We start from the raw sequence: 18,418 nt of genomic DNA on the forward strand, positions 1-18,418 counted from the left end.
GGCAAAGCGGAGCGTGCCCATCGTTGCACGGTTAACCCGCACCTTCCCAACCCCATAGACAGAGGCCATCGCCACACACGATGGGCACGGCGCCAGGGCCGTCACAACCTCAGCGGATACGGCTGTGCCTTTGCCCATCCTACACCACCTCGGGTTATCGCCTCAGATGGCCGTGTGTCACACGTAGGATGGGCAAAGCGACGCTCGTGCCCATGGTAGGGACAACCCACACCTCCAACCCCATGACAGAGAGCATCGCCACACACGATGGGCACGGCGCCAGGGCCGTCGCAACCTCAGCGGATACGGCTGTGCCTTTGCCCATCCTACACCACTTCGGGTTATCGCCTCCGGTGGCCGTGTGTCACACGTAGGATGGGCAAAGCGGAGCGTGCCCATCGTTGCACGGTTAACCTGCACCTTTCCAACCTCATGACAGAGAGCATCGCCACACACGATGGGCACGGCGCCAGGGCCGTGGCAACCTCAGCGGACACGGGTGTGCCTTTGCCCATCCTACACCTCACCCCTCGTTTCCCGGATGCCCACCGGCTCTTCCCCTGTTCCCAGACTTCCGGCGCTCCGGCCAGGAGCACGCCGCAGATGACCAGGGCCGCGCCCGCGTATTGGGCCGTGAGAAGCCGTTCCCCTAAAATGAGGTAGGCCAGGACCAGGTGAAACGGGGATGAGGTTGGCAAAGAGGATAACGTGGGCTGCTTTGATGCGGGTGAGGGCGTAGTTGATGACCACGTAGACAAAAAAGGTGATGCCCACGCCCCAGGTAAACCATGGCTCCCAGGGCTGTCCAGGAGATGGCCGCGGGCATGGGGCCTGCCAGGGCGCCGGGGAGAAAGAGGAGGGTGGCCCCGAAGACCTGGACGGCTGAGAGGAAGGGAATTAGTAGCGTTCGGCCAGGTGCTTGACGGTGAGGGCATAGGCCGTGGAGGAGAGCACCCCGCAGAAGATAAAGAGGTTGCCCAGCAGGGGATGGGAGGCCGTGGCGTCGGCCTCGCCGAAGGCCGAAACCACCACGACGCCTGCCACGGCCGCGCAGATACCCAGGGCGCATCGGGTATTGATCTTTTCTTTGTAGAAGAAGAGAGCGCCCAGGGCGGCGGCAAGGGGGGCGCAGGCTACGATCATGCCTGCCTGGGAGGCTGTGGTGTAGGTAAGACCCAGGGTTTCGAAGGTGAAGAGGAGAAAGGGCTCGCACGGGCCAGCAAGGCCAGTCCAGTCCCCCTTTCTGTATTCGGGCTTGGGGATCTTGCCCCAGAGCGAGGCGTAGGATCGGCCCAGCCGCCAGGAACACCCGGGCCAGCAGTCTGGGGAAGGGTAAAGGAGCCGATGAGCAGCTTGATGACAATGAACCCGCCGCCCCAGATGATGTGGGCGACGACGAGAAGCAGAAAAAGAAATGCCGTGGGCATGGGATGTCCTTGATAAATAATGATGTGAAAAACTGGGGAGGCCCTTTGAAAAGGGCCTCCCCCGCTCCCCACCCCCAAACTTCCGGTTATGGGAAGCGGTGAGGGCTGAATTTATTGGGTGCGTGGCATCGAGCATGGAGGCAGGGCTTCAGAACGGGGAAGCGCCCTTCGGTCTGCACGCTGAAGGGAAAACAACCGAAGGTGTTTTCGCTACAATGGTTACGACACCCTCATTGTTGGATGCACGGAAGTTAAAGTCGATACCGTTCAGTTGACGCAAATGTATCCGGTCTTTTCAAGGCTTGTGACAACGTTTGGGTCAACCATCAGCTTATGAGGCGGGCGCAGCCCGCGGCGAACGCCCCTGCTGTTTTCCCTGAGGAACGAAGGGAAAACAGGCAGGGTAATCAGCTTTCGAGGTGGCTCACCTCGCCGCCGGAGGCCTGCTGTTTTAATACCCGATCCACTGCCAGTAGGTGGTGGCCACGATGACCACGGCGATACCGGACAGGACCATGCGGGTGGCCATGATCTGCATGAGGTATTTTATGCGTACGTACCCGGTGGCGAACATGATGAGGGCCGGGGCCAGTTCGTAGGGGAAGAGGAACTGGTCGAGGCCGTAGAAGAAGCTGTAGAGCAGGGGCTGGGTGTCCAGCCCCAGGTTGGAGGCGATTTCGGCCATGGGAATGCTCAGGGAGCTGGCCGCGGCCACAGGGGTGAGGGCAAAGTTGGCGAGGATGCCCACGAGGTAGGCGAAGAGAGAGGTTGCCGGCCAGGCTCTCCATGCTTTTTAAGTAGGGCACGACCTTGCAGGCCATCCACACAGGGGATCCGAGGCTTCGGCCACGATGCCCACGGCCATGCAGGCGATGATGAAAAAGAGGATGGAGAACTGGACGCCTTTGACGTCTTCGGCCTTGAGGAGGCTGAACACGGGGGTGAACCCCAGAAGAACGATGGCGCAGAAGGCGTAGTAGCCCGGGATACCGTGGAATTTTTCCGTGGCAAAGGCGGTCACAGCAAGGAGGGTGAGGACCAGGGTCTTGGTTTCGTCCTTGCTCATGGCACCCATGGCCTGGATCTCTTCACTGGCGTGGATGCGGCATTGTTCGATGTACCTGCCCAGCTCGCGGCTTCCGAAGACGTGCAGGATCCCGATGCAGCCGGCGGCGTTGAGGAGGCTGTATCCCAGGTTGTCCTTGAAGAAGCTGAGCCATTCAATGGGCACGCCCATGTCTTTGACCATGAGCAGGCCCACGATGCCGACGTTGTTGGGCAAAAAGTTGGTGGCGGGGACAGTCCTTCAAAAAAGCGGCCATGATCAGGGTGGTGGCCGCCTCAGGAGCCTTTTTCCATCCCCATTTTGTTGCACATGCCCGAGGCGATGGCCATGAAGAGGATCACCACGGTGATGACGTCGGGGATGATTGCCCCCAGGCCGTAGCCTGCGATGATAAAGGCACCGTAGAGTCGCAGGGGCGTGGAGCCGATATGGGAGATGGTCAAAAGGGCGATGCGGTCGGAGAGCTTGGTGCGTTCCATGAGCGCGCCGATGAGCATGCCGCAGAGGATGATCCAGGGAATGGGTGTGGTCCAGCCCACAAAGGCAAGGTCCGGGGAGGCGATGCCGGTGACGATGTACAGCATCAGCAAAAGGACCGCTGTGGTGAACAGGGGCATGATCTCGAAGGCAAAGCCGGAGATGGCAAAGATGGTGATGAACCAGTAGGTGGTGACCTTGGGGGTCTCCGGGCTGTAGAGCAAAAAGGCCCCGATGGCGGCAAACAGGAGGCTCAAGGCCCAGCCTGGGTTTTCTGTGATGTCAGCAGTGCGGTCATGATACGTTCCCTTTGAGGTTGCGAATATAGCGTTCAACGGAAAGAGCTGCAACCAGTCGTCACCCATGGCGGTGGTTATCTGCCTGAAAACCTTCTCATTGATGTCCCCGACACTACACGCCGGGGATGTTGGTCTCCATGTCGGCTCCGGCCAGGATGTAGCCTTTGTCGCTTACGGCGACCTGATCTTTGAACAGATCGTTGTTCGGGGACTGGCCGAGGAAGACAAAGATGCCGTCTGCGGGCAGGGTCTCCCGCTTTCCTGTGGCGAGGTGTTCGATGACCGCGCCGGTGAGGCGGCCCCCTTCGATGCAGAGGTCCACCAGCCTGGTGCCGGTGCGGGCGTCCACCCGCTCGTCGGCCAGGAGCTGTCGCTGGGTGGTGTCGGCTGCGAAGAAACGGTCTTCGGACTCCATGAGGGTGAGGTGGGAGACGCCGATCTGCAGCAGGTAGAGGCTTTCGTCAAAGGCGCTGTTGCCTCCGCCCAGCACGAGGACCCGTTTGCCTTTGTAAGCGCCGCCGTCGCAGATGGCGCAGTAGTGCACCTCGTCGCACTCCACGGGAAGGTCCAGGGGAACGGGCCTGCGCCCGGTTGCCAGGATCACCGCCCTGCTGTGGTAGACCTCCTCGTCGGTCTCGACGGTTTTCGTATACCCTTCAAGGCAGAGGGATTCGATGTCGCAAATCTCTTCCACGGGCACGGAGAGGCTGTCCACATGGGCGCGCATCTTCTCCATCAACTCCATGCCGTCGATTCGGGTAAGAGGGAACATTCAGCACCGTGTGGGTCGAGTTCACGAGCCCTCCGGTGACGCTCTTCCAGGATCACGGTGTTTAAATTGGCCTGGGCCGCGTAGATGGCGGCTGTCATGCCTGCGGGACCGCCCCCGACAATGACCAGGTCGACGTGTTTTTCCGGTTTCATCTGTATCTCTCCAAATTAGGTGCGCACCCTCCGAAGGGGGCAGCCCGGGAATGCAGGGTCCTGATTCTCCGGTGCGGCCCTCTCGGGTGATGCAGGGGTCCACACGTCGCGATCATGTGGGGGGATTGCGGGTGCCGCCAAAGGGCAGGCCCCGGGTCACGGAACCCTGGCCTTACTTTTTGCGGCGTTTTTATTCGGACGTCCGTTTGAATGCCGGGAGGCTGTGCACGTCCTCCCGATGTTTTTCCATGTGTTGATTTAGAGGCAAAAGCCTTGCCTCCGGCGGCGAGGTGGGGCCACTTTCGAAAGCTGATTGCCGTTGCGATTTGTCCTTCGTTCCTCGGGCCAAATCGCGACGGGCCTTCGGCTCGGGCTTCGCCCAAAGCATATGCTGGTGGTTTGTACGAGCGATACGACAAGCCTTGAAGGATTAAAAATAGTTATCGTAACTCGTTGGTTATCAGCTTTAACCTGACTGCCTCCGGCGGGCAGTAAGCCTTGGGGTGGTTTTGCCACCTCATGTCCCCCGGTTAATCGAAAGGTTCGAAGTCCCGGCAAATTCGCTGAAGGGCTGCGTCCGTACTCGTAACTGTGGCTTGCGCAAACAGCTTCACACGCTTCAACAGGCGGGATCGACTTAGGCGTTTTTGTAAAAAGCCGTCATCTCTTTGGGGTTCATGAGGCCCGCTTTGGTGGCGACGATGGCGCCGCCTTTGATGACGTAGATGGTGGGAGCGCGCTCGGCTCCGAGTTGTTTCTGCGCCTCGGGGTTTGCCTCGGAATCCATGTTAAAGAAGGTGACTCCCTCGTTTTTCTTGGCGAATTTCTCCAGGACTTTCCATGTTCTTGCAATGGGGGCACTGCTCTTTAAAGCAGATCAGACCGGCTTCGGTGTCTGAGATGGCGCCTTTGTAGGTGTTGTCGTCAAGGGTGGTAAACATGATGGTCTCCTGCAAATGAATGCATGGTTGTTATGTTCTGGAGGTGCCTCCGGCAGGGCGTTTTTTGTCTACGGGCGAAGCCCGGAGCATTCCAAACCTGGGGTCCAGGGGGTGGCGAAGCCACTTTAAGGAAAAATCCCCTGCCCGCCGGAGGCATGTTTTTTTTGCTTAGGTCGTGCGCAGCTCGCCGATGAAGAGTTTCAGCTTTTGGAGCAGCTCTTCGGCCTTTTCGGGGTTGTCGGCGGCGATGTTGTTGAGCTGGAAGGGGTCGGCCTTGCGGTCGAAGAGTTCGTTGTGCTCGGGCACTTCGACTTGGCCCCTGCGGTGCAGGTCCACATCTCCTCGTCCATGGTCTTTTCGGAGCCGGCCACGCAGTCGACGCTGTTTTTCTCCTCTTCGTCCACCAGCCAGTGAACGTAGCTGTAGTCGTCGGTGATGATGGACCAGGACATGCCGTAGTAGCCTGCGATGGCGAAATCGCGGATTTTATCGACCTCGCCCTGCATGAGGGGCCAGGCGTTCGCCCTGGAAGTCCTCGGCACCGTACATGTTCATGCCGTGGTCGCTGACGCCGCTTTCGGTGTCGAGCTGTCCCATGACGTCCATGATGGTGGCGGTGACGTCCACGTTCTGGACGAAGCTTTTGATGCGCTGGCCGCCTCCGACGCCGGGGATGTGCATCATGAGGGGCACGTGGACCAGTTCTTCGTAGGGCCAGGGGCGGGATTTGCGCACGATGCCGTGGCCGTGTTCACCGTTGCCCATGGGCTGGCCGTGGTCGGACATGAGGACCACCATGGTTTCGTCCCAGAGGCCCTGCTGGCGGATGCTGTCAAGGACTTTGCCGATCCATTCATCCACCAGGGTGACCTTCTCCATATACAGGGCGTGCTCGCACTCGCGCTCGGTGATGCGGCCTTCCACCGGGGTCCAGGGGGCCAGGAGGATGGGGTTGCCCTCGTAGTCTGGGTCGTAGGGGCAGGGCTCGCCTTTCCAGATTGATGGGGGATCCCAGGGCTCGTGGGGATCAAAGGAGTCCACCCAGAGGAAGAAGGGGCGCTCCTTGTCCCGGCGTTCCTTGAGCCAGTTGACGGTGCGGTTGACGACCTTGGCCGTGATGTAGCTGTCGGCGTCGCTGCGGCGGTGCTGCTGCTGGCGGAGAAAGCAGCCGATCTCGTCGTAGAGCTGCTGGCTGTCGTCGTCGATGAGGTTGCCTTCCTTGTCCCACACCATGGAGGCGGAGGTGAAATCCTCGGGGCTTCATGGCGGGGTCCAGGGGCACGTCGGCAAAGGAGGTGTGGTCCAGCTCCTGGCCAGGGCAGAGGAAGTCCACGAAATCGAAACCGCGGGAGTAGCCGAACTGGTACTGCTCGACGGGCCGTGTCGTAGATGAGGGCGGTCTGCACGTTCTTGCCCCACATGATGTCGGTGAGGGTGGTGTCGTCGCCGGAGAGGGGCTGCCAGCCGCCGTAGGGCAGGGTAAACCTTCCCGTCATGAGGGCGCGCCGCACGGGCACGGTGGGGAGCCCTTCGCTGTAGGCGTTTTCAAAGAGCACGGACTGACGCGCGAAGCGGTCCATGTTCGGGGTTTTTATCTTCTCGTTGCCGTAGCACCCCAGGTAGTTGAACTGCAGGGTGTCCAGCATAATGAAGACGACGTTTTTGATCTTGTCGCGGTTGAAAGCCATGGGTTTCCTCGGCACGATTGAGGGTCCGTATCGAAGGCGACAGGGTCGCCCGCGAATGGTCTGGCGAAACCGCCCTGGCCGTGTACGTGTTTCCTGATGGAAAAGAGTAGGGCATCGGCGGGAAAAATTCTGCTTCACATGAGACACTTTTTGAAAATTCGTTGAATTATATCATCAATAATTTTGATTAAAGAGGGGCGGGTCGGACAGCCGGGAAGGGCAGGGTGCTGCTGCAGTCCGGAGAGGCTTTCCGGCAGGGGGACGGGGTGCGTTGAAAGGTCTTAGGGCCATGCCAAGAATAAATGACACATGACGGCATCATCCCCTAAGTCCTTAGCATGATTTTTTGATCGTTGCTTTGGTACATAACGAATTTGAGGCGGAGTATCGTTATGCCCTACTATGTTAGGGCATAGCCCTTATTCGGAGGCGATGAGGCAGAGGATCTTGCCGTGTTCCATGAGCCTGACGGGGTCCAGGACCTCCAGGCGGGTCTTGGAAAATCGGCCGATGACCCCTTCGTCCCGAAGCTCGTGGATGACGCGGCAGACGCTGCTCCGGTGGATGCCCAGGATGTTGGCCATGTCCACCTGGGAGAGGTCGGGGTTAACGGTCTCTTTTTCTCCCCTGCTCCCGCCAGATGTGGGAGAGCATGCGGCAGATCTGACCCCGGGCGTCAGGAGGTTGGAGTCGTAGATCTGGCTGAAGAAGGCCCCGCCCTTGACGCCCAGGGACCTGACGAGGTTAAGAACCAGGTGGGGGGGTACTCCCGGCAGAAGGCGAGGTCGTCCAGCAGCGAGTCGGGAAAGATAACGATTTCGCATTCCGTTAAGGTGCGCAGGCTGTGGACGTGGACGCTGGATTTGTGCATGAAGGTGATCTCGCCGAAGAGGACTCCTTCTTCCATGGTCATCACCACCCGTTCCTGGCCGTCTTCGGCGATGCAGGAGAGGTGCAGGGTGCCCCGGTCGAGGAAGAAAAAGGTGTTGTCGTCGGCGTTGCTCAGCTCGTGGTGCCGGGGCAGGGTCTTGCGCGTTCCTTTGTCCAGGATTTCCCGCCAGGGGGCGTTCAAATCCCGGATGCGAAACACGGCCAGGTCCTGTTTGTAGGTGTCGATGTCGGGGTGGTTCATGGCAAAGCCCTCCTTGTTTTCCTGGTCTGAACGACGCCCCGGCATGTTGCGGCGTGTTCCTCTGTTCGTCATACGACATTGGGGGATATTTGGCACGCGGGAATTGCCGGTGAAGGTGCAAGAGGGGAGGGCTTTTTCTTTTTGTGGGGTGGGGCTGCGGGCAGTCCAGAAAGATATTGATGAAACCTTCCTTTCTGTATAAGAATAAGACACCTTTACCCGATGTATCCACGTCGGGCCCCCTTTACTCCACCAAAGGAACGAACCGATGAGAAACTAGCCAAGGGAACCAGACCAGATCATGTGAATCGGTACACAAGGGCGACCGCTTTCGGGCTGTCATGCCATCACCATTCCCATGTTCCGTTCCCCTCGGCTCTTTTGGTTTGACGTATCGCGTCGGACCCGTCGGTTTTCCCTCCCACATGTGCATCCTTGTTTCTCAAGGGCGCATCATCCATGGGTACACTCATCCGACAACAGAGCGCACTCCCCTTGCCCGACGGTGACGGAACATGGTCATAAAATGATGAAGAGGGAACCATGGGCCACTCAACCGTTGTTTTTGATGCGATAACCTTTTCCTATCCAGCGTCGTGCTCGCTTGTCTTTGATCACCTTTCCGTGACGGTTCCCAGGGGGTGGACCGGTGTGGTGGGGGGCAACGGCACCGGGAAAACCACCCTCTTAAAGCTCGCTGCCGGAGACCTCAGGCCGGATTCGGGCCGCGTCACCGCACCGGAGCATTCGGTTTACTGCCGCCAGGACACGGACCGGATGCCAGATCTCCTGGAAGAGATGCTCGTTTCCGGGGACAAGACCGCAGGCCGCCTCGTCTCTGAGCTGGAGATCGGCTACGACTGGCCCTACCGGTGGGAGAGCCTGAGCCATGGGGAGCGGAAGCGGGCCCAGGTGGGCACGGCCCTCTGGAGACAGCCCTGTTTGCTGGCGGTGGACGAGCCCACAAATCATCTGGACGCCCGGGCAAGGGGGCTTCTTTACAATGCGCTGAAGGCCTTTCAGGGCATCGGGCTCCTGGTGAGCCACGACCGGGAGCTTTTGGATGCGCTGTGTGATCGGTGCCTCTTTATGGATCCCCCTGCTGTGCGACTGCGGCCCGGCTCGTATTCCCAGGGCAGGGAGCAGGCCGAGCTGGAGGAGCAATCCGCGGAAAAAGAGCGTGAAACTGCAGGCCGGGCTCTGAAAAAACTGACGCAGGAGGCGGCCCGAAGACGGGACCGTGCCTCCAGCTCCCACGCCAGGCGGTCCAAACGAGGCATTGCTTCAAAGGATCACGATGCAAAATCCAAGATCGATCTCTGCCGCATTTCAGGAAAGGACGGGGCCGATGGCCGGGCCTTGAAACGCCTTGCGGGAAGGATACGCCAGGCCGATGAGACGCACCGGAACATCCGGGTCATCAAGCGGTATGACACCGGCATACGGCTGCCGGACAGCCGGTCGAAGCGTGACTTTTTGTTTCTCATCCCCAGGGGGACAATGGCCCTGTCTCCGGACAAGCGCCTGAGCTTTCCCGACCTCGTTATGGGGCCATCAAGCCGGGTGGGGATCACCGGAAACAACGGGACGGGCAAAAGCTCCCTGATTCGCTATGTCCTCGCCCGAATCCGCATAGCGGAAGAGCGGGTGTTCTTTCTGCCCCAGGAGACAGACCCGGACGAGGCCCGTGGACTTGTCCGCAAGGTCCGCTCGTTGCCCGAAGAGGAGCTGGGGCGGATCATGACCCTTGTCCGCAGGCTGGGGTCGCCACCAGCAAGGCTCATGGATACCCGGCAGCCGAGCCCGGGAGAGCTGAGGAAACTTGCCATCGCCATGGGCATTGCCAAGCATCCCCATCTCATTGTTATGGACGAACCCACCAATCACCTGGACCTGCCTTCGGTGACCTGCCTGGAGGAGGCCCTGGCTTTGTGCTCGTGCGGCCTTCTTGTGGTGAGCCATGACAATCGTTTTCTGGCGCGCATTGCCGAGGCCCGGTGGCACCTGGCACCTGTGGCGGGCGGGAACGGTAACGTGGCTTTGGGGGTGTCCGGTTTTGCATGACGGGCATGGCCCGTACCCTGGTTGTGCCGGTGCTGGGAACCTGTTTTGCTTTCGTGAACCACATTTTCTGGTGTGTATTGACAGGGTTGTCGTTGGAGGCTATGGTTGGGGGAGTTGTCGGCCGGCTGGCCGACTGAGAGGCTTGGGAATCAAGGCACGAACGGTTGGTCCAACACAACGGCTCCCCGTTTTTTCAGGGCCGGAAAGGAGGCACAGATGAGCAGTTCCATGGAGGCACAGGTTCTACCGGACAATGACGCGACCCCTTGCTGCGACGCCGTTACAGGGGAGCTTCTCGGGCACTCTCCCCTGCATTCCACAGAAGACCTCAAAGAGGCCATTGCGGCGGGAAGGCTGGCTCAGAAGGCTTGGGCGGGCATGCCGGTGAAAGAGCGGGTCCGGCGGATGATGCCGGTGCGGGAGTATATGATGGCCCATCTGGACGAGCTGGCCGAGACCGTGGCCCGGGATGTGGGGAAAACCCGTATCGACGCCCTGGTTTCCGAGATCGTGCCCGCCATGATGGCCCTGACATATTACGGCGGCAAGGCCAAAGGGCTTCCAGCCCGCAGGAGACTGTGCCGGGATCTTTTTTCTGAACAAGTGGAGCAGGATTCACCGGGTGCCCTTTGGGGTGATCGGGATTATCTCGCCGTGGAACTACCCCTTCAGTATTCCCTTTTCAGAGGTGGTCATGGGGCTGCTTGCGGGCAACGCCGTGGTGCTCAAGACCGCTTCGGAGACCCAGGCCGTGGGCCTGGCCCTGAAAGAGTGCCTTGCGGCCGCGGACCTGCCCGAAGGGCTTTTCAGCTTTATCAACATGCCCGGTCGCATGGCAGGGGACGCCTTTCTGGAGTCCGGTGTCGACAAACTCTTCTTCACCGGCTCGGTTCCCGTGGGGAAGATCCTCATGGCCAAGGCGGCCGAGACCCTTACCCCTGTCTCCCTGGAGCTTGGGGGCAACGACGCCATGCTGGTGTGCGAAGACGCCGACCTGGACCGCGCGGTGAACGGGGCGGTGTGGGCGGGCCTTCAGAACGCAGGGCAGTCCTGCGGGGGCGTGGAGCGGATCTATGTGCACGTCGCCGTGTACGAGCCCTTTATGAAGCGCCTTAAGGCCAAGGTGGAGTCACTGCGGATTGGGTACGATCGCAACCACACCACGGACGTGGGGGCCATTGCCACCGAACGGCAGCTGGAGACGGTGAAGCGCCACGTGGATGACGCCGTGGCCAAGGGCGCGGTGGTCTATGCCCGGTCCAAGCCCCCCAAAGACCCCATGCAGGGACATTTTTATCCGCCCACGGTGCTCACCGAGGTGACCCACGATATGCTGGTCATGGCCGAAGAGACCTTTGGCCCGGTGCTGGGGGTGATGAAGGTGGCCAGCATGGACGACGCCGTGATCCTTGCCAACGATTCCGATTTAGGGCTCACCGGCTCGGTGTGGACGAAAAAGTGGAAGAAAGGGGCCGAGCTTGCACGGCGCATCATGGCCGGTGCCGTCACCGTCAACGATCACCTTATGAGCCACGGCCTGGCCGAAACCCCCTGGGGCGGCTTTAAGGAGTCCGGCATCGGCCGTTCCCACGGCGCCATCGGCTTTGCCGAGATGACCGAATCCCAGGTGGTTGTTCAGGACGTGATGCCCCTTGTGAAGAAAAACCTGTGGTGGCACCCCTTCAGCCCCAGGGTTTACGCCACCATCAAGGGTGTGGCCCAGACCCTGTACGCCCCCACCTGGAAAGAGCGGGCCAAAGGACTTGGCAAGGTGCTCATGGGCTTTCCCCGGATGTTTATGAAGTAGGGCAGATAGATAAGAAAAAACGCTGCCTCCGGCGGCAAGGTGAGCCACCTTGAAAGCAGCAAGTTTTACCGGGTCTTGCCCCTCGTTCCTCGGGTCAAATCACATCCGCCTTTAAAGTAAACATTCACTCAAAAAGATGTTTTAAAACCTGTTTGTTAAACCCGCCTTTATAAAATCAGGCAAACGTTTAGCCCCCGGCAGGGCCGCCGGAGGCATAAGCTGAATAGTAACAAATGCCTTTACCTGTGACGGAAAGATGTCTCGTCTGTGGTAAAGGCATTTTTTTTGTGCGTAGCAGGTGTCGGGAGGAAGGCAACGCAAGCCGGACAGGGATCACGGGGAACGTTCCGGGTGGCAGGGGCTGAGCCTCTTATCCCGTATATTTCATGGCTCGCGAAATATCCGGATGATGCGTTTTGCTTTCAGGCTTGAGATGCATGTTGCATGGAATCCCGTATCAAGGGTGATTCCCTATCACCTATCACCTATCACCTATCACCTATCACCTATCACCTATCACCTATGGCATCGCTGCTGTTTTTTTTAAGTGGGACTGTCTCAGAAAATCGGTGATTTGCCCCTTGGGTTTTGCCGCACGGGCAGCCCAGAGCTGAAATTGAGCTAAATCGCGGGGCGCAATCGGCGATAACAGAAGTGTGTGGAACGGTGTTTGGTCTGGTGACCAGAGGGTATGTGACTAAATTTTTTTTTGACAGAGGAGGGTGTCCCCTGTGCGGCCTGTTTTTGGCTGGGACGGGGTGTTGGTTGCTTAAAAAAATGCGTACGTTTCGTCTGTTCCACGGATGTTGAGACAGGGCCCTTTCAACGGCGAAAGGGCAAGGGCTCATAGTTTCTGGAGAGCCCCGAATTGCATGGCTGCAAAGGAGAAGGAATGCTCAAAAACGTATCAATCAAAGCACGTCTGTTTGTTGTTGTCGGGATGGTCATGGTGTTGTTTGTCGGTATGTTGTTCGGCGTGTTTGAAACGGGACGTTTGGCAAAAGAGGTGGGGATCGATGCGGCTGAGTCGATGATGCTGGAAAGGCAGAAGGAGACGCTGAAGGTGGCGTCCCATACCGTGGGGGAGATGCTGGGCAAGGCGTTAAAGGGCACGACCGACCCTGCGGAGGTGCGTGCCGTGGTGGAAGACCGCATCGCCTCCCTCAGGTTTGGTGAGGATAAGTCGGGCTATTTTTTTGTTTACGACAAGACGACCGTGGTGTGTGTGGCGACCAACCTATCCCTTGCGGGAAAAGAGCTCTCCGGCGTCAAGGATTCGGTGGGGGTGTATTACGTCCGCGACCTTCACAATGCGGCCAAAGGCGGCGGCGGGTTTGTACGGTATCAGTACAAGAAGCCCGGCAAGGGGATCCAGCCGAAGCTTGGGTATGCAGAGATGATCCCGGGTACCGGCCTCTGGGTGGGGACCGGTGTCTACATCGACAACATTGATGAGGAGAAAGCGCGTATCGAATCCCTTGTGTCGGGCAATGTGGCCCGAAAGGGGGCATGGGTGGCCGGGCTCGCCGGTGCCTTTTTCCTTTTAATGATCCTTCCCGTGACCCTGACCATTGCTTTTGGCATTTCCCGCACCCTGGGGGAAGCCATTGAAGGGCTTCAGGGCATAGCCGAAGGGGAGGGGGACCTCACCACACGCCTGGTGATCAAGAAACATGACGAGATCGGTGTGCTGGCCCACTGGATCAATGTCTTTATCGAGAACCTTCAGGGCATCGTCCGGGACGTCACGGAAAACGCCCGGGGGCTCAACGGCGCCGCAAACGAACTCTCGGCCGTCTCCACCCAGCTTTCCCAGAATGCGGATGAGGCCTCTTCCAAGTCCAGGACCGTTGCCGCGGCAGCCGGTGAGATGAGCGGCAGCATGACCTCGGTGGCCGCCGCAAGCGAGCAGGCCGCAGGCAACGTCGGCATGGTGGCCGCAGCCTCCGAAGAGATGAGCGTCACGGTTCAGGACATCGCCGCCAATTCCGAAAAGGCGAGCACCATGACCCACGAGGCCGTGGACAAGGCCTATCTCGGCGAGCGGCAAGGTGGACCACCTGGGCGGTTCTGCCCAGGAGATCGGCAAGGTGACCGAGGCCATCACCGAGATCTCCGAGCAGACCAACCTGCTGGCCCTGAACGCCACCATCGAGGCGGCCCGTGCCGGTGAAGCAGGAAAAGGTTTTGCTGTTGTCGCCAACGAGATCAAGGCCCTGGCTGCCCAGACCGCCGACGCCACCCAGGAGATCAAGCGCCAGGTGGCCGGGATCCAGGGGGCCACCGAGGAGACGGTGGTGGAGATCCGGTCCATCACAGATGTGATCGTGGAGGTCAACGACGTGGTGGCAACCATTGCCGCCGCCGTGGAAGAGCAGGCCGTTACTACCCGGGAGATCGCTGGCAACGTGGCCCAGGCCGCCCAGGGTATCGATGAAGTGAACTCCAACGTGGCCGAAAGCTCCATGGTGGCCGAGAATATCGCCCAGGAGATCAGGGTGGTGAACGCCACCGGCGCCGAACTCGCTTCCAGCAGCACCTTGCTCAGCTCCCATGCCGGTGAGTTGACGCGGCTCTCCGATGCCCTGACAGGGATGGTGGCGCGGTTTAAGGTGTGAGAATGGTGAAAGGATAAAGGCTAAGGGCAAAAGGCTAAAGGTAAAAGGCCTCCGGTGGCCCGCTTTTTGATAAAAGCTGGACCAAAAACCTTTGGTAGCCCCCTGGTTTTTTTCGTGTTCTTCGGAAAAAGCCAGGGGGCTTTTTTGTGGAAGGAAATCGGTGTGTTTTGGACGGCGGGTTACTCTGCCCTGTCTGAAGATTACACCTGTTGACAACACCCATGGGTTTCTGGTTGCATGACGGGGCATAAGGGGCACATTCCATGCCTGTGTAAGGATTCAGTTGCCTCCGACGGGTCGCTTTTTTGACCTGAATCGTGACCACGTTTGATGAGGAAAGGAGATCATGAACACAGCAGAGCTGCTTAATCGGTTTGGTTTTTCAGGGTTTCGGCAGGGGCAGGAGCCGGTGGTGGAGAGGATCCTGGGCGGGGGCTCGGCCCTGGCGGTGTTTCCCACGGGGGCGGGCAAGTCCCTGTGCTATCAGCTTCCGGCCCTGGCATTGCCCGGGCTCACCGTGGTGATTTCGCCCCTCATCGCCCTGATGAAGGATCAGGAGGATTTTCTCAAGGCCAAGGGGATCCCGGCGGCCCGCCTGGATTCCACCCTGACCCGCGAGGCGTCCCGGAAGATTTTGGGGGAGGCCATGGACGGGACCCTTAAGATCCTTATGGTGTCGGTGGAGCGCCTTCGAAACGAGATCTTCAGGGAGCAGTTTAGCGCACGAACCCTACCGCTCCGTGGTGGACGAGGCCCACTGCATCTCCGAGTGGGGCCACAATTTTCGGCCCGATTACCTGAAGATCCCCGAGTACAAGTCCTTTTACAATATTCCCCAGGTGCTTTTGCTGACGGCCACGGCAACGCCCAAGGTGGCCCGGGATATCTGCGAGAAGTTTGGCATGGGTGAAGAGAGCGTGGTTCGCACCGGTTTTTTCCGGCCCAACCTGCACCTGCGGGTGCTCCCGGCGGCCACATACGCCGAAAAGCGCGGGGCGCTCCTGGCGGCCATGGGGGATGAGCCCCGTGGGCCGGCCATCGTTTACACCACCCTCCAGAAAGGGGCGGAGTCTGCGGCGGCTTTTCTGACGGAAAACGGGTTCCCCTGTGAAGCCTATCATGCGGGGCTGGCGCCGGACGTGCGGGCGTCCATTCAGAACCGGTTCATGGAGGGCTCTTTGCCCACGGTGGCCGCCACCATCGCCTTTGGCATGGGCATCGACAAGAGCGACATCCGCAAGGTGATCCACTTTGACCCGCCCAAATCCATCGAAGGGTACAGCCAGGAGATTGGCCGGGCGGGCCGCGACGGCGAGCTCTCCGCCTGCACCCTCATCGGCTCCCGGGAGGGGATTTACACCCTGGAGAACTTTGTCTACGGGGATACCCCGTCCAAAGAGAGCATTTTCAAGCTGGTATCCGAAATCGCCTCCCACTCCGAGAAGCACTGGGAGGTGAGGCAGTCCGAGCTCTCCCGGCAGCTGGACATGCGTCCCCTGCCCTTAAAGACCCTGCTTGTGTACCTGGAGCTTTTTGGGGTGATCAAGCCTGTGCGGGTTTTTTTCGAGAATTACGCCTTTAAGTATGAGCGCCCCAAAGGGGCCATCATCGATGTGTTTCAAGGCGACCGCCGTGCCTTTGTGGAGACGCTCTTCTCCCTGTCCGACGACAAGAAGGTGTGGAGCTATCCGGACATGCAGGCGGTCTGCCAGGCCACCGGATCTCCCCGGGATCGGATCCTGAGCGCCCTCTCCTGGTTTGAAGAGCAGGGGATGATTACCCTGAAGCAGGGCCGGGCCGTGGATGTCTTTGAGATTCTCCAGCAACAGGTGGGTGTGCCCGCTCTTTCCGAACGCCTCCACGATCTCTTCAGCCGGAAAGAGGTCTCCGAGGTGGCGCGGATTCATGAGGTCCTCGACCTTGCCGACGGCACCGCCTGTCTACCCCAGGCCCTCTCCGCCTACTTTGGAGAGCCCCTGGAGCGCCCCTGCGGGAGTTGTTCGGTCTGCCTTGGAAATCATCGCCCCATCCCGCCTGCCCCCCATGCCCGGGATTTATCGACCCTTCGCCTTGATCAGGTGGCCGGGTCCTTTGTTACCGGGCTTGCCAACCGTGATCCGCGCCTCATCGCCAAGTTTCTCTGCGGCATCCCCTCTCCCTCCCTGTCCCGTACCCGGGGAGAAAAAGGGTTTGCCGCCCTGGAGACCGAGCCATTCCATGAAGTGATGGCGTGGTGTGAGAGAGAATTGGGGACCCGTGAACAGTGAATCTGTTCCTGCAGCTCCGATGCCTTGACTATGGGTGCACCCGACCCGTGAAATATCCGGGCTAAGGTGTCTCAACCTTGCCGTCCATATACGTTTCCATGGCAGCCACGGCCCGTTTGGAGAAGGCCACGGCTTCCACCACGGTCTTGGCGCCGGTGACCACGTCCCCGGAGGCAAAGACCCCTTCCACTTTGGCGTAGTCGTACTCAAAGGGGGTGGCGGGCATTTCGGCTTCGCCGCGGCGGTAGACCACGGTGACCTCCTGGGTCCCTTTTCTCAAGGCCGTGCGGGCCACGTCCATGTCCACGTTTCCGGCGCCGATGATGGCCACGCGTTTGCCCAGGCGATAGACATCCCCTTACGGAAAAGCTCGATCATGTCGCGGATGGGTGTAGAAACGGGGCACCCCGTGGTGCAGCGGGGTTTTTTACAGACAAGGCACTGATTGGCCTCTTCGATGACATGGGTTCCCAAGGCAGACTCCTCACGGTTGGGGTGGAGCCTTTGGGACGGGGGTGTTGCGGCGATGCGCGGTCGGTTCTGCGGTGCGTGGAACAGAGGCCCCAAAGGCATTCCCGGACGCTTCCTGTTGGTGGGCTTCCGGAAAGAATGACTCCGATTATCGGGGGCGTTACCATGCCACATCCCAGGCAAAATGGAAAGGGAGCCTTAAGGGATCAGTTCCTGGAATTCATTCAGGGCAGCCTCAATGGGGATGGCTAAGCCGATGCCTTCGGAACCGGCGAGGTTCATGGTGTTGATGCCCACCACGCAGCCTGTTTGATCAATGAGGGGGCCCCCGCTGTTGTCGGGGTTGATGGGAGCGTCGGTCTGGATGTAGGTGTGGCCTTCATGGCTTCGTTTCCCGGAGAAAATGCCGGAGGTCACGGTGTGGGAAAGCCCCAAGGGGTTGCCGATGGTGAAGACCGACTGGCCGACCTTCAGGGTTCCTGATTGCCCTTTTTTCATGCAGGGGCACTCTTTCTGGTCCAGCCGCAGGAGGGCCAGGTCATGGGTGTCGCTGAAGGTGACGTCGGTGGCCGTGTAGGTGGAATCGTCGTAGAGGATGACCGTGTAGCTGGGGTTGGCCCGGCTTTCTTCGATGGCCGCAAGACGGGTTTTGAGTTCGGCGAAGCGCAGTGCCGGAGTGGCCCTGTCATGCTGGTGTCTTTGGACGGTGGTGTCGCGCTTTTTGCTCTCCTGCCTGCTGCGGATGACATGGGCAAGTACACGCAGTTCCTGGCGTATCTCCTCGACCTCTTTTTCGCTTACGGTGAGAACATGCTTGTTGGTGAGGATCCGGCAGGAAGAGTCAATAAAGAACCCAGAGCCCGAGCCCCAGGGCGTTTCGATGAACACCGTTGCCAGCCGGCTTTCTTGGACAGGGTTGCCGTGGGGGCGGACCGCGTTGAACTGCCGGGCGATGCCGGTGGGGCCCCCTGGCCGGGGCTGCATGGGGGCCGACCGGATGGCGAGGTACATGCCACCGGTGATAAAGGCCCAGACAACGGTGAGGCTTAAGGTGACCCGTACCCATCTGGGGAGCCGTGTCACGGGCAGCCGGACGGGCTTGCGATCCGAGATGCTGTGGATGGGGTCGTTGAGACGTTCCTGTATCCTTTGGTATTTTTCAAAAACGACGCCGCATACCTCGCACTCTGATCCTGCGACCTGATCGTGATGGCACTTGGGGCATTTCATGGCAGTT

General features: G+C 59.7%; 22 protein-coding genes and 2 pseudogenes. 8 read left to right on the top strand and 16 right to left on the bottom strand.

The window, feature by feature from the left end; translation table 11 throughout:
- Positions 1-897: 897 nt before the first annotated feature.
- The 10 genes from ACOYW1_RS30785 to ACOYW1_RS30830 all read right to left on the bottom strand — a co-directional run bounded on the left by ACOYW1_RS30785 (position 898) and on the right by ACOYW1_RS30830 (position 6,367).
- Complete coding sequence (locus tag ACOYW1_RS30785; protein ID WP_482420968.1) at positions 898-1,563, bottom strand: EamA family transporter; 666 nt, start codon at positions 1,561-1,563, stop codon at positions 898-900.
- Between the two features lie 315 nt (positions 1,564-1,878).
- Positions 1,879-2,175 carry a hypothetical protein gene (locus tag ACOYW1_RS30790; RefSeq protein WP_482420969.1) on the bottom strand — a complete coding sequence of 99 codons (297 nt, stop codon included), beginning with the start codon at positions 2,173-2,175 and terminating at the stop codon, positions 1,879-1,881.
- A gap of 45 nt (positions 2,176-2,220) precedes the next feature.
- Positions 2,221-2,709: a hypothetical protein gene (locus tag ACOYW1_RS30795; RefSeq protein ID WP_482420970.1), complete on the bottom strand. Its 489-nt coding sequence runs from the start codon at positions 2,707-2,709 to the stop codon at positions 2,221-2,223.
- A 59-nt stretch (positions 2,710-2,768) separates the two neighbouring features.
- Positions 2,769-3,227, bottom strand: a complete 459-nt coding sequence (locus ACOYW1_RS30800) for an SLC13 family permease (protein WP_482420971.1) — start codon at positions 3,225-3,227, stop codon at positions 2,769-2,771.
- A gap of 154 nt (positions 3,228-3,381) precedes the next feature.
- Positions 3,382-4,041: an NAD(P)/FAD-dependent oxidoreductase gene (locus ACOYW1_RS30805; protein WP_482420972.1), complete on the bottom strand. Its 660-nt coding sequence runs from the start codon at positions 4,039-4,041 to the stop codon at positions 3,382-3,384.
- Complete coding sequence (locus tag ACOYW1_RS30810) at positions 4,005-4,193, bottom strand: FAD-dependent oxidoreductase (protein ID WP_482420973.1); 189 nt, start codon at positions 4,191-4,193, stop codon at positions 4,005-4,007. Before ACOYW1_RS30810 ends, ACOYW1_RS30805 begins: the two co-directional genes overlap by 37 nt.
- Positions 4,194-4,830: 637 nt before the next feature.
- Positions 4,831-4,980: a YbbN family protein gene (locus ACOYW1_RS30815; protein WP_482420974.1), complete on the bottom strand. Its 150-nt coding sequence runs from the start codon at positions 4,978-4,980 to the stop codon at positions 4,831-4,833.
- A 1-nt stretch (position 4,981) separates the two neighbouring features.
- A complete protein-coding gene (locus tag ACOYW1_RS30820; protein WP_482420975.1) occupies positions 4,982-5,134 on the bottom strand; it encodes a hypothetical protein in 153 nt (50 codons plus the stop codon).
- A gap of 200 nt (positions 5,135-5,334) precedes the next feature.
- A complete protein-coding gene (locus tag ACOYW1_RS30825; protein ID WP_482420976.1) occupies positions 5,335-5,640 on the bottom strand; it encodes a hypothetical protein in 306 nt (101 codons plus the stop codon).
- Positions 5,621-6,367 carry a sulfatase-like hydrolase/transferase gene (locus ACOYW1_RS30830; RefSeq protein WP_482420977.1) on the bottom strand — a complete coding sequence of 249 codons (747 nt, stop codon included), beginning with the start codon at positions 6,365-6,367 and terminating at the stop codon, positions 5,621-5,623. Before ACOYW1_RS30830 ends, ACOYW1_RS30825 begins: the two co-directional genes overlap by 20 nt.
- Positions 6,368-6,377: 10 nt before the next feature.
- Between ACOYW1_RS30830 and ACOYW1_RS30835 the strand changes: the two genes are divergently transcribed.
- Complete coding sequence (locus ACOYW1_RS30835) at positions 6,378-6,527, top strand: hypothetical protein (RefSeq protein WP_482420978.1); 150 nt, start codon at positions 6,378-6,380, stop codon at positions 6,525-6,527.
- 52 nt (positions 6,528-6,579) lie between these two features.
- Here ACOYW1_RS30835 and ACOYW1_RS30840 read toward each other — a convergent pair.
- From ACOYW1_RS30840 to ACOYW1_RS30850, 3 genes and pseudogenes are all read right to left on the bottom strand, one after another.
- Positions 6,580-6,822: pseudogene (locus ACOYW1_RS30840) on the bottom strand (sulfatase-like hydrolase/transferase); the annotation flags it as partial.
- A 419-nt stretch (positions 6,823-7,241) separates the two neighbouring features.
- A complete protein-coding gene (locus tag ACOYW1_RS30845; protein WP_482423858.1) occupies positions 7,242-7,598 on the bottom strand; it encodes a helix-turn-helix domain-containing protein in 357 nt (118 codons plus the stop codon).
- Positions 7,499-7,954 carry a Crp/Fnr family transcriptional regulator gene (locus tag ACOYW1_RS30850; protein ID WP_482423859.1) on the bottom strand — a complete coding sequence of 152 codons (456 nt, stop codon included), beginning with the start codon at positions 7,952-7,954 and terminating at the stop codon, positions 7,499-7,501. Before ACOYW1_RS30850 ends, ACOYW1_RS30845 begins: the two co-directional genes overlap by 100 nt.
- A gap of 543 nt (positions 7,955-8,497) precedes the next feature.
- Between ACOYW1_RS30850 and ACOYW1_RS30855 the strand changes: the two genes are divergently transcribed.
- The 7 genes and pseudogenes from ACOYW1_RS30855 (at position 8,498) to ACOYW1_RS30885 (ending at position 16,710) form a co-directional block, all read left to right on the top strand.
- The gene (locus ACOYW1_RS30855) at positions 8,498-10,018 is read left to right on the top strand and encodes an ATP-binding cassette domain-containing protein (RefSeq protein ID WP_482420979.1); all 1,521 of its coding nucleotides are present in this window, start codon (positions 8,498-8,500) and stop codon (positions 10,016-10,018) included.
- A 228-nt stretch (positions 10,019-10,246) separates the two neighbouring features.
- A pseudogene (locus ACOYW1_RS30860) lies at positions 10,247-10,567 on the top strand (aldehyde dehydrogenase family protein); the annotation flags it as partial.
- A gap of 46 nt (positions 10,568-10,613) precedes the next feature.
- Entirely contained in the window at positions 10,614-11,825 is a 1,212-nt protein-coding gene (locus ACOYW1_RS30865; protein WP_482423860.1) for an aldehyde dehydrogenase family protein, read from the top strand.
- Positions 11,826-12,717: 892 nt separating this feature from the next.
- Entirely contained in the window at positions 12,718-13,998 is a 1,281-nt protein-coding gene (locus ACOYW1_RS30870) for a cache domain-containing protein (protein WP_482420980.1), read from the top strand.
- Positions 13,916-14,443, top strand: a complete 528-nt coding sequence (locus tag ACOYW1_RS30875) for a methyl-accepting chemotaxis protein (protein ID WP_482420981.1) — start codon at positions 13,916-13,918, stop codon at positions 14,441-14,443. The genes ACOYW1_RS30870 and ACOYW1_RS30875 overlap by 83 nt, the downstream gene beginning before the upstream one ends.
- Before the next feature lie 346 nt (positions 14,444-14,789).
- Entirely contained in the window at positions 14,790-15,353 is a 564-nt protein-coding gene (locus ACOYW1_RS30880) for a DEAD/DEAH box helicase (RefSeq protein ID WP_482420982.1), read from the top strand.
- Positions 15,354-15,453: 100 nt separating this feature from the next.
- Complete coding sequence (locus ACOYW1_RS30885; protein WP_482423861.1) at positions 15,454-16,710, top strand: RecQ family zinc-binding domain-containing protein; 1,257 nt, start codon at positions 15,454-15,456, stop codon at positions 16,708-16,710.
- Positions 16,711-16,771: 61 nt separating this feature from the next.
- Here ACOYW1_RS30885 and ACOYW1_RS30890 read toward each other — a convergent pair whose 3' ends face one another.
- From ACOYW1_RS30890 to ACOYW1_RS30900, 3 genes are read right to left on the bottom strand one after another with little or no spacing between them, the layout of a single operon-like run.
- The gene (locus ACOYW1_RS30890; RefSeq protein WP_482420983.1) at positions 16,772-17,041 is read right to left on the bottom strand and encodes a hypothetical protein; all 270 of its coding nucleotides are present in this window, start codon (positions 17,039-17,041) and stop codon (positions 16,772-16,774) included.
- A complete protein-coding gene (locus ACOYW1_RS30895) occupies positions 16,987-17,355 on the bottom strand; it encodes a hypothetical protein (RefSeq protein ID WP_482423862.1) in 369 nt (122 codons plus the stop codon). The genes ACOYW1_RS30890 and ACOYW1_RS30895 overlap by 55 nt, the downstream gene beginning before the upstream one ends.
- 24 nt (positions 17,356-17,379) lie before the next feature.
- The gene (locus ACOYW1_RS30900) at positions 17,380-18,411 is read right to left on the bottom strand and encodes a S1C family serine protease (RefSeq protein WP_482420984.1); all 1,032 of its coding nucleotides are present in this window, start codon (positions 18,409-18,411) and stop codon (positions 17,380-17,382) included.
- Positions 18,412-18,418: the final 7 nt, after the last annotated feature.

The sequence above is a fragment of the Desulfoluna sp. CYM3A genome (assembly GCF_056829965.1).